The following is a 13,988-nucleotide window of genomic DNA, read 5'->3' on the forward strand; positions in this document are numbered from 1 at the left end:
CGTGCGTCAGGCGACGGCGTTTTCGGCGGGCTGTGCGGTTTCGGCCGTTTCAGCGGTTTCGGTGCCGAGCGGCGCGCCGAGGAAGCTGCCGAACGCCGCATAGAAGCCGGCCGCGTTGTCCCACGGAATCATGTGGCCCGCGTCGGGCACGCGCACATGCTGCATGGCGGGCGTGGCGCGCTGCAGCTCGGCCACGTCCTCGTCGCGCACGACGTCGCCGCGCGCGGCCGTGACGAGCAGCGACGGCACCTTCAGTTGTGCGGCGTCGGCGTGAAAATCGTCGGTGTGGAAGCCTTCGTAGGACGCGAGCACGGCGCGCTCATCGCAGGTGTGCAGCCACTCGGCACGCAGGCGCAGTTCTTCGTCGGTCCAGGTGGGGCAGAACGCGCGCATGCCTTCGGCGTCGGTGCCCTTGCGCGCGAGCGCCATCGAATCGACATACCAGGGCAGCTTGCCCGGATACTCGCGGCGGCCAGGGCCCGAGACCGGCGGATCGACCAGCACCACCGAAGCGGGCCCGCGCGGCGCGCGCAAAGCGGCGCGCGCGGCGATGCGCGCGCCCATCGAATGACCCACCAGCGCGTAGCGCTCGAGCCCGAGCGCGGCGGCCAGCGCGACGACGTCGTCGGCCTGGGCGTCGAGGCTGTAGTCGAGCGTGTCCGAGGCTTCCGAGAGGCCGCGTCCGCGCACGTCGATCACATAGGTGTCGAAGGCGGCGCCGAACACCTCGCCGACAAAGCCCCACGTAATGGCCGGGCTTGTGATGCCAGGAATCACGATGACGGCCACACGCGCGGCGCGCGCGCCGCTGGCGCCGCCGTAGCGCAGATAGTGCTGGCGAATGCCGTTGGCGGCGACGTGCGCGCCGTAGAGAAAGGTGCTGGGCATGCTGGGCTCCGAGGAATGGCTCGATTGAATGACGCGGGCGGCTTCGTCAATACGCGCCCGAGAGCAGCGCGCCCGCGCCCGGCACGATCGGCTCGAGATCGAGTTCGCGCAGCATCGCGTACGTCGTGGCGATCGCGGCGGTGATGACGGGCTTGCCGGTCATCGCCTCAACCTTGGCGACGGCGGGCAGCGAAGGCATCTGCACGCAAGCCGAGAGCACGATGGCGTCGGCGTCGGCGTAGTTCAGCGTCTTGACGATCGCGGGCAGGCGCGCGGGGTCGTGGCGGCCCACGTCGAGATTGTCGGGGATTTCGAGCGCGCGATAGTCGAGCACTTCATAGCCTTCGTGGCGAATGTAGTCGACCACGAGTTCGGTGAGCGCCTTCATGTACGGCGCCACCACGACGATGCGCTTCGCGCCGATCACCTTGAGCGCGTCGACGAGCGCGCCCGCGCTCGTGAGCACCGGCGCCGCGGCACCGTTCTCGGCCGTGTGCTTCGTGAGGCGCGCCTGCGAGACGCGGTGATAGCCGCGGCCCATCGCCATGATCGCGACGAGGCACGCGTAGCCGAGCACGTCCACGCGCGCGTCGGACAACTCGACGGCGCAGCGGTCCGATTCGGCGTCCATTGCGGCAAGCTCCTCCTTCACGACCTTCTTCATGCGCATACGGCTCGAATGGAACGTGAAGCGCTCCGGGCGGATCGCCTCGCGCAGGCGCAGCATCGCCGGGATTTCGGTTTCCATTGTGGTGTTCGAGCTCGGCACGATCTGGCCGATGCGGTAAGTCTTGCTCATGACGCGCACTCCATTGCAGTTGGGCGGCGACGAGGCCCGCCTTCGCGGGGGTCGTCGAAATTTGAGAAAACTCTAGCGTGTACGTTTTAAATGTGCAACGGGGAAAATAACAGGATAAACGCGTCGCTTCATATATAGGCGAATTCTTGCGGAAATATTCAGGAAAGAACTGGGGGAAGTTTGTGCTTGCCGATTTATTTTCTAATGTGTACGCTACATTTAACTTCGCACCGTTTCGTACTCAACCTGGCCCGGCGGCACACCATGCGGCGCGGGCGCACGACCTGGAGAACCTATGAGCAAACCCCGTATCGCCATCATCGGCGCCGGTCTTGGCGGTGTGGCGGCTGCCGCGCTGATGCAGCGCCGCGGCTACGACGTCCGCCTCTACGAGCAGGCGCCCGCGTTCTCGCGCCTCGGCGCGGGTATTCACCTCGGGCCGAATGTCATGAAGATCATGCGGCGCATCGGTTGCGAGGACGCGCTCAACGCGATGGGCTCGCACCCCGATTACTGGTACAGCCGCGACTGGCAGACAGCGGAGGCTATCTCGCAGATTCCGCTCGGCGACTACGCCCTCAAGACCTACGGCGCGACCTACCTGACCGTGCATCGTGGCGACTTCCACAAGCTGATGAGCGACGCCGTCGCGCCGGGCACCATCGCGTTCGGCAAGTGCCTGCAGTCGGTCGAGGACACCGGCAGCGAAGTACGCCTCACGTTCACGGACGGCAGCGTGGAAGTGGCCGACATCGTGATCGGCGCGGACGGGGTGAACTCGAAGATCCGCGAGCATCTGCTGGGCGCCCAGCCGCCGCGTTACACGGGCTATGTCGCGCATCGCGCGGTGTTTCCGGCCTCGCTGCTCGGCAATCACCCGTATGACATGTGCGTGAAGTGGTGGTCGCAGGACCGTCACATGATGGTCTACTACGTGACCGAGAAGCGCGACGAGTATTACTACGTCACCGGCGTGCCGCAGGCCGAATGGCCCGCGGGCGTTTCGATGATGCAAAGCAGCCGCGAGGAAATGCGCGAGGCGTTCGAGGGCTATCACCCGGACGTGCTGAACCTGATCGACGTTTCGCCGTCCATCACCAAGTGGCCGCTGCTGGAGCGCGATCCGCTGCCGCTGTGGAGCCGCGGCCGCCTGGTGCTGCTCGGCGACGCGTGCCATCCGATGAAGCCGCACATGGCGCAGGGCGCGGCCATGGCGATCGAGGACGCGGCCATGCTCACGCGCTGCTTCGACGAGGTGGGCACGACCGACTACACGGGCGCGTTCGCCCTGTACGAGGCGAATCGCGCGGCGCGCGCGTCGAAGGTGCAACTGGTCTCGCACAACAATACGTGGCTGCGCACGAACGAAGACCCGGCGTGGGTGTTCGCCTACGACGTGTTCAACGTGCCGCTGGTTGCGCCACAAGCGACTGGCGCAATACAGGACGCAGGCCAGGAAGCCCTGAGCGCAGCGGGCTGAAGCACGCCGATTTTCGGCGGGTTATAAGGTCCTGTGCGGCGCGTCGTGTCTGAAGATCATGTGGCGCGCCGCCGGGGCTGCGGAACGGCATCCGCGCAGCCTGTGCTTACCCTAATTTCGAGTCAGTCCATGTTGCATTCCGGTTCCCACGCGGGGCCGCTCACGCTTAGCGTGAACGGCACGACACGCATCATCGAGGGCGCCACGCCCGACACGCCGCTCCTCTACATTCTACGCAACGACTGCGAGCTCAACGGCCCCAAATATGGCTGCGGGCTCGGCCAATGTGGCGCCTGCACGGTGCTGGTCGACGGCCTGGCTACGCGCTCGTGCGTGGTCCCGGCCGAGGCGGTGCGCGAACGCGAAGTCACGACGCTCGAAGGTCTCGGCACGCTCGACACGCTGCATCCGGTACAGCGCGCGTTCATCGACGAGCAGGCCGCGCAATGCGGCTATTGCCTCAACGGCATGATCATGAGTGCGGCGGCACTGCTCGCGCGCAATCGAACGCCCGACGAAGATGCGATCCGCGACGCATTGCGTTTCAATCTGTGCCGCTGCGGCACGCACCTGGAGATCGTGCGCGCGGTGAAGCGCGCGGCGCTGTATCTGCAACAGGAACAAGGGAACTGAGGCGCGATGAGCGAGCATGATCGGCAGGCATGGCGCCAGAGTGAAGACAATGCGCATGCGCTGACCACGCAGGACGACGATCGCGAAAGCGCAGCGGGTGCCCGACGGCGTGCGCAGTACGCGTGGCCTGCACAGGGTCTCGATGGCGATGCGCAACTCGCCGTTGCCGCGATCTTCGCGCCGGACGGCATCATGAAAACGTGGCATTACCGCGCGCGCATCGACGGGCATTCGGGCGCAGCGGCGATGCGCCCTTCGTCGCTGTCCGGGCCGCCGCTGCTCTATCGCCATGCGCAGGCGAGCGTCGCCGTCGACGATCCCGCGCAGGCGATACCCGTGCAGGCACACACCTTCGCGCGCGAGTCGTTCATCGACGAGATCGCGCACGAGGCGCATCGCGATCCTGTTGCGCTACGTCTCGATCATCTCGACGCGGCGCGCGACGCGGGCGCGCGCGAAGTGATTCGCATGGTGAGCGAGCGCGCGGCGTGGGGCGTAACGCCGCCCGTTGCGAGCGACCCGGCTTCGCCGTGGGTGCGCGGACGCGGCTTTGCGTTCGACGGTTCGAGCGTGCGGCATGGCACGCCTGCGAACGCACCTTTGACGCCGACGCTCGACTACACGCCGGCGCCCGCACAGGTGCAGGCGCCGGCGCAGGCGGCAAGCTGGTCCGCATGGGTCGTCGACCTGGACGTCAACCGCAAGACCGGCGATATCGCCGTGCGGCGCGTGGTGGCGGGGCAGGGAGAAGGCACGCCCGATGCGGCTGCGCTCGCCGGCATGCCCGCATGGCAGATCGAAGAGGCGATCGCGCGCGCGACGGGAACGCACCGCATCGCCCGGGCCAACTACGACGAGCCGGGCCGCGATCCGACGCAGCATGCGTCGATCGTTCACGACATCGTCGCGGCATCTGACGATACGGATAACGAAATAATTCATCGAGGCGCCGCCGACGACACACGCATCGACCAGGCTGCCGCGCCCGCCGCCGCCGCGATCGCCAACGCGCTCTACGACGCCACCGGCGTGCGTTTTCGCGCGCCGCCGTTCGACGCCGACACGATCCGCCGCGCGCTCGCCGAAGCAGGCCCGGCGGTTAGCCTCGAAGCGCCCGCCGCCAAACGCCGCCCGTCACGCTGGAGACGCTGGTTGGCCGGCGGCGGCATTGGCGGCGTGGCGGGCGGCCTGATCGGCCTTGCCTGCTCGATGCTGCCCGGCCCCCCGTCCATCGCGCCGCTGCCCGCGGGCGCGGACCCCGACGCCTCGATGTGGAGCGCGGCGATGCTCGAACGCGGACGCCAGGTCGCGCTCGCAGGCGACTGTGCCGTGTGCCATACCGCGCCCGGCGGTCAGACGAACGCGGGCGGCTTCGCGCTGGAGACGCCGTTCGGGACGGTCTGGTCCACCAATATCACGCCGGATCGCGAAACCGGCATCGGCGCGTGGCCCTACGAGGCCTTCGCGCGCGCGATGCGTCACGGCATCGCGCGAGACGGCCGCCATCTCTATCCAGCGTTCCCGTATACGGCGTTCGCGCGCATGAGCGACGCCGACATGTTGGCGCTCTACGCATGGCTCATGTCGCAGCCCGCGGTGAAGCAGGCCGCGCCGCAAACGCGCCTGCCGTTCCCGATGAACCAGCGTCGCCTCGTGGCGGGCTGGAACTGGCTCTTCCACGACGACGCGCAATATCAGCCCGATCCGCAACAGTCGGCGCTATGGAATCGCGGCAAATACCTCGTGGATGGCGCGGGCCATTGCGGCGCGTGCCATACGCCTCGCAACGCGCTCGGCGCGGAGAAGGGCGGCTTCGCTTATCTCACGGGCGGGAACGCCGAGGGCTGGGACGCACCCTCACTGATCGCCGTGCACGACAAGCAGCAAGGCGCGCCCGTGCCGTGGACCGAAGACGCGTTGTTCAGCTACCTGCGTACGGGCTTTTCGGCCGAGCACGGCGTGGCCGCAGGGCCGATGGCCCCGGTTGTTGCGGGGCTCGCGGAATTGCCCGAATCGGACGTACGCGCGATTGCCCATTACATCGCCTCGCTCTCGCCGCCCGTCGATACGGCCAGCGCCGCGCAGGCGGCGGCGCAACGCGCGGCAGGCGCGCCTGCCGACACGCTCACGGCGCTCGGCTTCCAGAACGGCCAGCGCATGTTCGAGGCGGCCTGCGCGGTGTGTCATGCGGAATCGGGCGGCGTTGGGCATCTTGGCGTGCGGCCGCTCATGGGGCTGAACACTAGCGTGAGCCAGGCAAGCCCCGGCAATCTGCTGCATGTGCTGATGCACGGCATCGACCAGCCGGCCACCGAAGGGCTCGGTTATATGCCGGGATTCAAGGACAGTTTCGACGATCGGCAGATGGCCGAGCTCGCGGGCTACATTCGCGCGCGCTATGCGCCGGGGCAGCCGGCATGGCGCGATCTCGCCGCGACGGCGGCGCGCGTGCGCGCGCAGACGCATTGAGCGCATGCAGCTCGAACGTGAAGCGCTAGCCGGAGCACGGCAGCCAGGAGGCCGAACGTGGACATGCAGGACGCGGATCGCGAAGTGTTCGAAGCGGCGGCGCGCTGGGTCGCGGCGGGCAGCAGCGCGTGGCTTTATACGGTCGTGCCACGTGGGGCTCGTCGCCGCGCCCGCTCGGTTCGATGCAGGCGCTGCGCGAGGATGGCCGCATGGCAGGCTCGGTCTCGGGGGGCATCGAAGACGATCTCGTCGACCGTCTGCTTCTTCGAACGGAATTCGGTGCGATTGCGAGATTGCGCCTCTGCAAACACGTCGCGGACATTAGAGCATATCGCCCCATACAGCGTGACCATACATGACGTCCGGGTGTACGCCCTGCCAGGCCGCGTCGTCATGCAAAGCGCTTGCGCGCGAACATCGCAAGGTCGATGCGGCTTTCGCCTTGCGTGATCCGCTCGGCGAGCGCCTCGCCAATCGCGCTGGCGAACTTGAAACCATGCCCGGAAAAGCCGGTTGCGATGTGTACGTTCGGGCAAGTGGGCACGCGGTCGATGATGAAATGCTCGTCCGGCGTCATGTCGTATTCGCAGACCCGGCCCACGCGCAGCTTCCCCGCGCCCGGTAAATAGCGTTGCAGGAAGGCTTGCAGATCGCCGAGATCGCCCGGCTCGGCGCCGAATGGCGCGAGCGGTGCGTCCGCTGCAACAGGTTCGCCGGCGTCGTGGCGGCCCAGCTTCAGGCCGCTGCCGTCGAGATCGGGAAACCCGTAATAGCCGCCCATTTCCGAGGCAACGAAAAAGCCCGGGAAGCGCTCCGGCGCAAAGAGGCCGGGGTCGCCTCCGAACCACGCGAAACTCTTGCGCACGCGCGTGACCGGAATCTCGAGGCCCAGTGGCGCGAGCAGATCGCGAGTCGATTTGCCTGCGCACACGATCAGGTCGCGCGCGGTGAACTTGTCGTTCGTGTCGGTCCAGACGTTGACGCTTTCCCGCCCGTGACACTCGATGCGCGTGACGCGCGTATTCGTGCCCAGCGTTGCGCCGAGCGCGGTCGCGAGCTGACGGTAAGCGCTGATCGCGCGCTCGCAATAGAGCACGCCCGCACCGGGTTCGAAGTTCGCGATCTGTTCCGGCCGCAGCCGCCACGCTGGCCAGCGTTTGCCGGCTGCGGCGGCGTCGAGCGTTTCCAGCGGGATGCCGTGGCTGGCTGCGCTCACCAGCACCTCGCGCATGAACGCGTCGTCGGGCGAGCCGATATTGACGACGCCCGTGCGCACGAAGAGGGCGGTTTGCGTCTGCTGCTCCAGGTCTTCCCAAAGCTGCTGGGCGCGCAAGGCGAGCGGCACGTAGGCGGCGCCTTCTCCATAGGCATGGCGAATGAGGCGCGTAGCGCCGTGATGCGCACCCTGATCGTGCGGAGGATCGCCGGCGTCGAGCAGCAGCACCTTGTTGCCGAGGCGGCTCAGATAGTAGCCGGCCGCCATGCCCATCGAACCCGCACCGACGATGAGCGTGTCGACATGTCGATTGCTTGCGTTTGTGTGCTGCATGGATTGCCCCGTGCGCGCCGCGGCGCGCGAACGTGTGTGCGCCTCGCCCCGCAGGGAGCGATGCGCGCCGTAAAGGGCATTTATTGTCGGCGCTTCGCCCGCAGCTGTCGAGCGAGGCCTGGCGCACGCAGGGTCAGGCCCGAGCGCGCCGTTTGCGTGGCCCCGCGGACCACTCGTGCGTATCAGAACAGGTGCCGGATGCCGATGCTCGTGCCCACCGTCGAGCCGGAGACTTCAAAGAGCGCGTTGTTGATCGACAAGCCCGTGTCCATGCGCCCGTGGTTGTTCACGTAGCCGACCTGCCCATAGAGCGTCGTGCGCTTGGACAGGAAGAACTGCACGCCGCTCGACGCCATCAGCGAGTGGTTGCTGCCGTCGTTGCCGTCGCGCGTGTACCAGACGCCCGCGTCGACGTCGAGATAGGGCGTGATCATATAGCTGAGTCCGCCGGAATAGACGCTGTTGTCGAACGACCGCGCAACCTTGTAAAGCGCATACGAAGCGGAGATCGTGAGCGCGTTCGGGAATCGGTAGCTCGCGCCGATCGTGCGGCCCACGAACTCCACGGTGCTCGGCACCGGCGTGGAGGCAGCGCTGCCTCCGGCGTTGCCGCTATAGAGCGCGCCTGTGAGCGTGAAGCCTGCGATGTGGTAGCGCAGGCTCGCCGAATACTGGCGTCCGGCCTGGAAGTTGCCGGCTGCGCCGCCCATGGCGAACATGCCCATTGCCTGGATGCCGGCGATTTCCGGCGACGTGTACGTGAGCGCATTGCTGTTGAAGAGGCCGGTCACATAGACGTTGTTCACGTAGCTCACGAGGCCGCTGCCGAAGTACGACATGCCGCGCGGGTCCGTCTGGTAGAGCGAGAGGAAGAACGGTGAGTACTGCAGACCGGCCTTGACCGTTCCGTACGGGCTTTCCATGCCGACCCACGCCTGACGCCCGAAGATGTTGCCGTTGGAATTGCCGAACCGGCCGTTCGCGATGCTAATGCCGCTTTCGAGTGCGAATACCGCGCGCATCCCGCCGCCCAGGTCCTCCGCGCCGCGCATGCCGAAGTTCGAGCCGGACATGCCGCTGTCCGTGAAGGAGAACTGGTGACCGGCGTTCTGGCCCGTCTGCGTGTTCATCGTATGGCTCGTGTAGAGAATCGACCCGTCGACGATGCCATACAGGGTGACGGTGCCCTGCGCGCTCGCGACACCCGCTGTGCCCATCAAACCGGCCGCCGCAAGGCAGCGGACCAGCCATTTCACGCCGAGGTTATCGCGTTGTAGCATTTCGTCATCCTTAGTGTTATTCGTGGATTGAGATTGATGTGACAGGGTGTTGCACACGCTTCAGGCAGTGCTCCAGGCAAAGTCGCGGATAAAGCTTCAGGCAAAAGGGAGCCGGGGTTCCTCGCGGAACCACACGAAACGGAATGCTGGGAGTGCTACGCGGAGTACTGCGCGTAGTCCTGTCTGGCGCGGCGGCCGGGGTCCTCTCGCGTGCGCAGGAGCGGCGTGGACGAGCGCGTGGTCATCGTGGGCTTGCGGCAAGGCATGGGCCGGACTGAATGCGCGTTCACCGATCGCGTCTCCCCTGGCGAGAGGTGTACAACGTTGACGGAGTGCTACGTTCGATGGGAGCTATTTTTGTACGACCGTGCGGAATCTGTCACCCTGGGAGAAACGATCACATTTACGCATCGATTTGATGCATCCGGCGCATGACTCTGCGCGAAAGCGCCTGACTTACCCCGCCGGATTCTCCTCGTCCTGCGGCGGCGCGCTCCCCGCGGGCGCGCCCAGAATGCTGACCTGGAACACGGGCGTGCCTGCGAGCGATTCGAGGCTCGGGTCTTCTGGGTAGGCGAGCAGCAAGGGGAAGATGACTGAGCCGCCGATCACGGCGCGGCGGCTGTTGTCGGCGGGGCGCAGGCCCCACACGTCCTGATAGACGAGCGGCGCCGTCTTGCCGTTGCGCCCGGTGTTGCCCAGGTAGAGCATGACATGCCCGCCGATATAGATGAGCGTGCGCATCGGAGCGCCATGCTGCACGAGCCAGTCGAGGCGTTGCGCGGGCGTGGACGCCGAAAGATCGGTCATCTCCCCGGCGTTCATTTGCGTGGACGAATGGCGCGGCAGCCACACGCCGAACGCCGCGAAAATGCTCTGCAGTTCGGCCGAACAGTCGTTGTCGAAGTTCGTGTTGCCCCAGCCGTAGGGGCGGCCGATCAGCGCCTTCATCAACTGCGCGAGATGGCGCGGCGTGGCCGCGAGCGGCGCGGGCACGATCGCGTTTGAATCGAACGGGGCCGTGCGGATCTGCGCGCGTCCGTTGATGTCGCGTGCAGGGACGAGCACTTCGCGAGGCGTTGCGCCTGAAGCTGGTCGCAGCGGCAGCAGCGTGCCCGCAGGCGCTTCGAAGCGGAACATGCCGCCGTCGTCGCGCAGCGCAGCGGAGGCCGCGATCACGACGCCGAGCGAGCGTTGCGCCGCCGCGCGCCACGTCGAAACGAAGATGTCGTCGACACTCGCCACGCCGTCGCTGCGCACCCAGCCCTGCACGTCCGGCGTCTGCACGTAGCGCCAGGCGCCGTCGGCGCTCGTGCCGAGCACGTAGAGCGGCGTGCCCGGCCGCACGGCGCTCACCTGCAGGTTGTCGAAGGGATAGCCTTCGCCCGCGATGCGATGTGAATAGAACGACGGGTCGATGGTGGGCAGTTCGCGCACATACAGGGCGGTCGTGGTGATGGCGCGACGCGTGGCGTCGAAGCCGCCGGCCTGTTCGAACTGGTTCACGTTGGCGTTGCGCTCGATGGCGTCGATCCACGCCTTGGTGTGCGGCCGGAAATTCATGCCGTAGCCAACGCGGCGCGGCGGCTTGCCGGTGTTGTCGAACTCGGCGAGGCGGCGCGTTTGCAGCGCAGCGATATCGCTGCCGCCGTCGCGGTACACGCGCTGCTCGACGAACGCGCGATTCCACGGCGAAGGATCGTTAGGACCCGCACCGAAATAGCGCGCGACGAGCGCATCGAATTGCGCGCGCTGGACGTCGGGCGAAAGGAAAGGCTTGTCGTAACCGGCGCTGGCCGGATCGATCCAGTGGTCGACGTTCTGGTCGTAATGCTCGATCGGGAAGAGCGTGACCGTATCGGGCGCGAGCGTTTGCCCGGCCTGACTTTGCGAGGCCGGGCCGGTTGCGCATCCCGGCAGCACGCACGCAGCGGCTAGCGCCAGGGCGACGAAACGGGCGCGCGGCGCGCGGGCGAAAGCGGAAAGACGCAAGGAAGCATCGAGGGTGGAGCGCATGGGCGAGCGGGCGGTTCGACAACCCGTGGATGATACAGGACGCGCCGCGGGGCAAAGCGATAAAAAGGGAAATCCGCCAGTGCAGGCGAGGCGGAGAGGATGACTTGACGTTCTTCCGGCCACTACGTATGGCGAAGCCTATGCATGGGAATGCCGTACGAACAGAACATTGCCCGATGCCGAGCATGGCATTCTGAAAACGGCGGTGGCGCGCATATTTGAGCCGCCGGGCCACGCGGCTTCGAACGGCCGGCTTATACATCGTCCGCACATGGCAAAGCAATGCACAAATGCTTGTTTGTGCATTGCCACTTCACTGACTAGATTCAACTGATATTGCCATGAGCAGGAGGGCGCATGACGTCGATGAGCCTCGCATCGTTTTACCGTCTGGCCGTGCTTCATCCGATCGAATTTGTGCGTCAGCGCGTGCAGGCGCGGCCCGTGCCGTCTGTACCCGAGCATACGTGCAAGAACGATCCGGAGCGCCTCGAACGCATCGCCCGCTATGCGCGCGCGGGGTATTTCAACATCACAGTCACATCGGATTCGTGTCAGATCATCGGCGAAATAGCGCCGGACTGAATTCGTTCACGCTGCTGAAAATCTACGATTCCGCTGGCGGCGACGTCGCGCGGCTGACGGCGCATACGGCATTCGATGATCCGTCGTCACCGCCGGATGCACGGGCCGCGCCCGAGTATCGAACTGCGCACGCTATCGTTTTTCTGAGGCTTACCGGAGCGTGTATGGGTATCCGGCCCGTGCCGCCAAAACCAAAACAGCCGCGCATCGCTCGGGACGGACAGATTCACCTCGTGCCTGCACGTCGGCGTTATCAGGGATCTACTGGTCCCGCACCGCCACGTCACTCGACAGGCGCGCGGCAATGGCGCGCGCCGCGAGATCGAGCAGAAAACCCAGCACGCCGATCACGAGTATGACGGCCGTCAGTTCGGAATACGCGAGCCGGTCGCGCGTATCGAGAATCAGATAACCGAGTCCCGCGCTCACGCCGAGCATTTCCGCAGGCACCAGCACGATCCACAAGATGCCGATAGCGAGTCTCACGCCAGTGAGCACATGCGCAGCGACGCCAGGCACATAGATATGCCAGAGCATTTCCGCGCGCGTGGCGGCGAGGCTTTCGCCAAGCTGGATCCAGCGCCGGTCGAGATGCGCGACGCCCGATGCCGTGCTCATCACCAGCGGCCAGACAGCGGCGAACGCGAGCAGAAAATACACCGCACGATCGCCGACGCCGAGCGACATTACGGCCAGCGGCATCCACGAAAGCGGCGAGATCATGCGCAAAAACTGCAGCGTGGGCGAGAGCGTCTGTTCGAGCCAGCGCAGACGGCCAATTGCAAAGCCTAACGGCACGCCGACCACGAGCGCCCACGCAAGTCCGACGGCAATACGCTTGAGACTGGTCGCCACATGCACGAATAGGTGATCGCTGGTGACGAGGGCAGGCAGGGCTTCCAGCGCGCGCTGCGGCGCGAACTGTGCAGCCATCGCGTTGTGGCCCGCGAGCAGCGTGACGGCGAGCCACCAGAGTGCCAACGTGGCGGCCAGGCCTGCGACGCCCAGCACGACACTGCGCCAATGCGCGGACGCCGGCCTGCGGCTGCGTGCCGGTGATGAAGCTTCGCGAACGAGCACGCTAGACAACGATCGTCTCCTTGCGGGAATAGCCGGCATCCTGACCGAACGCCGCGAGGCCGCCCGATGCTTCGATGCTCTTTTTCACGAAACGGTCATCGACGAGATCGCTTGCGACCTGTTTCGGATCGAGCGACGCGAGGAACTGGCTCGCGCCTTCCACCTGGGTCGCTTTCAGCCGGCGCACGAGTTCTTCCGTGTAGCTCGGATATGGATAGGGCTGGAAATCGATCCGCTTCGAGTTCCAGTCCGCGTGCTGGATTGCGTGGTCGCCGAGATAACGGCCCTGATCGGCGGCTTGTGGCGCCAGCACGCGCGCGAGCAGTTGCGGCGCGTGCGGCGTGTAGTGGTTGGGGCCTTCCTTCGACAGCAGCTTTGCCGCGTCTTGAGGATTGGCACGCGTCCACAGCTGTGCTTTGACGATCGCATCGACCACCTTCTGCGACCACGCTGCGCGCTGTGTCAGATCCTGCTCGTGCATGAAGATCACACAGCACGCGTGGTTGCGCCACACGTCGCCCGTAAAGCGCAGAATCTTGCCGATGTTCAGTTGCTCGGCCGCCGCATTGAACGGCTCGGCCACGATATAGCCCGCAATCTGGTTCGAGGCCAGCGCCGGCGGCATGTCGGACGGCGCCATCACGATCAGGTTGACTTCCTTCGGCCCGGGCGTTCCCGAATGCTTCAGCACGGGCGTGAGACCCTGCGCGCGCAGCATGTCTTGCAGCACGACGTTATGCACCGAATACCAGAACGGCACAGCAACCGTTTTGCCGCCGAGATCCGCCACCGTGCTCACACCGGGCGAAACGGTCAATGCCGATCCGTTCACGTGATTCCACGCCACCACCTTGGCGGGCGCCTTGCTGCCATAGCGCGCCCATACTGTCATCGGAGAGAGCAGATGCACCACGTTCACCTGTCCCGACAGGAACGCCTCGACGAGTTGCGCCCAGCTTCGCAACAGCGTCGGTTTTTCCGCCTGGATACCCGCCGCGTCGAAATAGCCGTTGTTGTGGGCGACGAGCAGCGGCGTCGCATCGGTAATGGGCAGATACCCGATGCGTACGGGTGCATCGGGATCGGCGGCAGCGCGCGCATCCAGCGACTTCAGCAGCGGCGCGGCGCCCGCGACGGTAAAGAGCGACGCGAGCTTGAGCCATTCGCGTCGTGACATCGGTACGTTGCACATGAAGATTCCCCGCTTGT

At 66.1% G+C, this 13,988-nt stretch carries 11 protein-coding genes and 2 pseudogenes; 6 read left to right on the top strand and 7 right to left on the bottom strand.

Features of this window, described 5'->3' with window-relative positions:
* Positions 1-6: 6 nt before the first annotated feature.
* Complete coding sequence (locus C7411_RS21460) at positions 7-888, bottom strand: alpha/beta fold hydrolase (RefSeq protein WP_110386068.1); 882 nt, start codon at positions 886-888, stop codon at positions 7-9.
* Positions 889-934: 46 nt separating this feature from the next.
* Positions 935-1,687 (bottom strand): maleate cis-trans isomerase family protein, encoded by a 753-nt coding sequence (locus C7411_RS21465; protein WP_110386069.1) that lies wholly within the window; start codon positions 1,685-1,687, stop codon positions 935-937.
* Positions 1,688-1,982: 295 nt separating this feature from the next.
* On the opposite strand from C7411_RS21465, the gene C7411_RS21470 reads away from it, so the two are divergent.
* From C7411_RS21470 to C7411_RS21485, 4 genes and pseudogenes are all read left to right on the top strand, one after another.
* A complete protein-coding gene (locus tag C7411_RS21470; protein WP_110386070.1) occupies positions 1,983-3,167 on the top strand; it encodes an FAD-dependent monooxygenase in 1,185 nt (394 codons plus the stop codon).
* 129 nt (positions 3,168-3,296) lie between these two features.
* The gene (locus C7411_RS21475; RefSeq protein WP_110386071.1) at positions 3,297-3,800 is read left to right on the top strand and encodes a (2Fe-2S)-binding protein; all 504 of its coding nucleotides are present in this window, start codon (positions 3,297-3,299) and stop codon (positions 3,798-3,800) included.
* A gap of 6 nt (positions 3,801-3,806) precedes the next feature.
* Positions 3,807-6,269 (top strand): cytochrome c, encoded by a 2,463-nt coding sequence (locus C7411_RS21480; RefSeq protein ID WP_110386072.1) that lies wholly within the window; start codon positions 3,807-3,809, stop codon positions 6,267-6,269.
* Positions 6,270-6,332: 63 nt separating this feature from the next.
* Positions 6,333-6,526, top strand: a pseudogene (locus tag C7411_RS21485) (XdhC family protein); the annotation flags it as partial.
* 134 nt (positions 6,527-6,660) lie between these two features.
* On the opposite strand, the gene solA reads toward C7411_RS21485, so the two are convergent.
* The 3 genes from solA to C7411_RS21500 form a co-directional block, all read right to left on the bottom strand.
* On the bottom strand, positions 6,661-7,818 hold the full coding sequence (solA, locus tag C7411_RS21490) for an N-methyl-L-tryptophan oxidase (protein ID WP_110386073.1): 1,158 nt from the start codon (positions 7,816-7,818) through the stop codon (positions 6,661-6,663).
* 182 nt (positions 7,819-8,000) lie between these two features.
* On the bottom strand, positions 8,001-9,098 hold the full coding sequence (locus C7411_RS21495; RefSeq protein WP_243413270.1) for a porin: 1,098 nt from the start codon (positions 9,096-9,098) through the stop codon (positions 8,001-8,003).
* Positions 9,099-9,554: 456 nt separating this feature from the next.
* A complete protein-coding gene (locus C7411_RS21500; protein WP_110386074.1) occupies positions 9,555-11,114 on the bottom strand; it encodes an SH3 domain-containing C40 family peptidase in 1,560 nt (519 codons plus the stop codon).
* A 357-nt stretch (positions 11,115-11,471) separates the two neighbouring features.
* On the opposite strand from C7411_RS21500, the gene C7411_RS21505 reads away from it, so the two are divergent.
* Positions 11,472-11,699: a hypothetical protein gene (locus C7411_RS21505; protein ID WP_110386075.1), complete on the top strand. Its 228-nt coding sequence runs from the start codon at positions 11,472-11,474 to the stop codon at positions 11,697-11,699.
* Positions 11,700-11,710: 11 nt separating this feature from the next.
* A pseudogene (locus tag C7411_RS38315) lies at positions 11,711-11,846 on the top strand (CmcJ/NvfI family oxidoreductase); the annotation flags it as partial.
* Positions 11,847-11,960: 114 nt separating this feature from the next.
* Here the strand turns inward: C7411_RS38315 and C7411_RS21515 are convergent.
* Positions 11,961-12,788 carry an ABC transporter permease gene (locus tag C7411_RS21515; RefSeq protein ID WP_165822853.1) on the bottom strand — a complete coding sequence of 276 codons (828 nt, stop codon included), beginning with the start codon at positions 12,786-12,788 and terminating at the stop codon, positions 11,961-11,963.
* A complete protein-coding gene (locus C7411_RS21520) occupies positions 12,781-13,971 on the bottom strand; it encodes an ABC transporter substrate-binding protein (protein WP_110386077.1) in 1,191 nt (396 codons plus the stop codon). The genes C7411_RS21515 and C7411_RS21520 overlap by 8 nt, the downstream gene beginning before the upstream one ends.
* Between the last annotated feature and the right edge of the window lie 17 nt (positions 13,972-13,988).

The sequence above is a fragment of the Paraburkholderia silvatlantica genome (genome assembly GCF_003096715.1).
Taxonomy (GTDB): domain Bacteria; phylum Pseudomonadota; class Gammaproteobacteria; order Burkholderiales; family Burkholderiaceae; genus Paraburkholderia; species Paraburkholderia silvatlantica.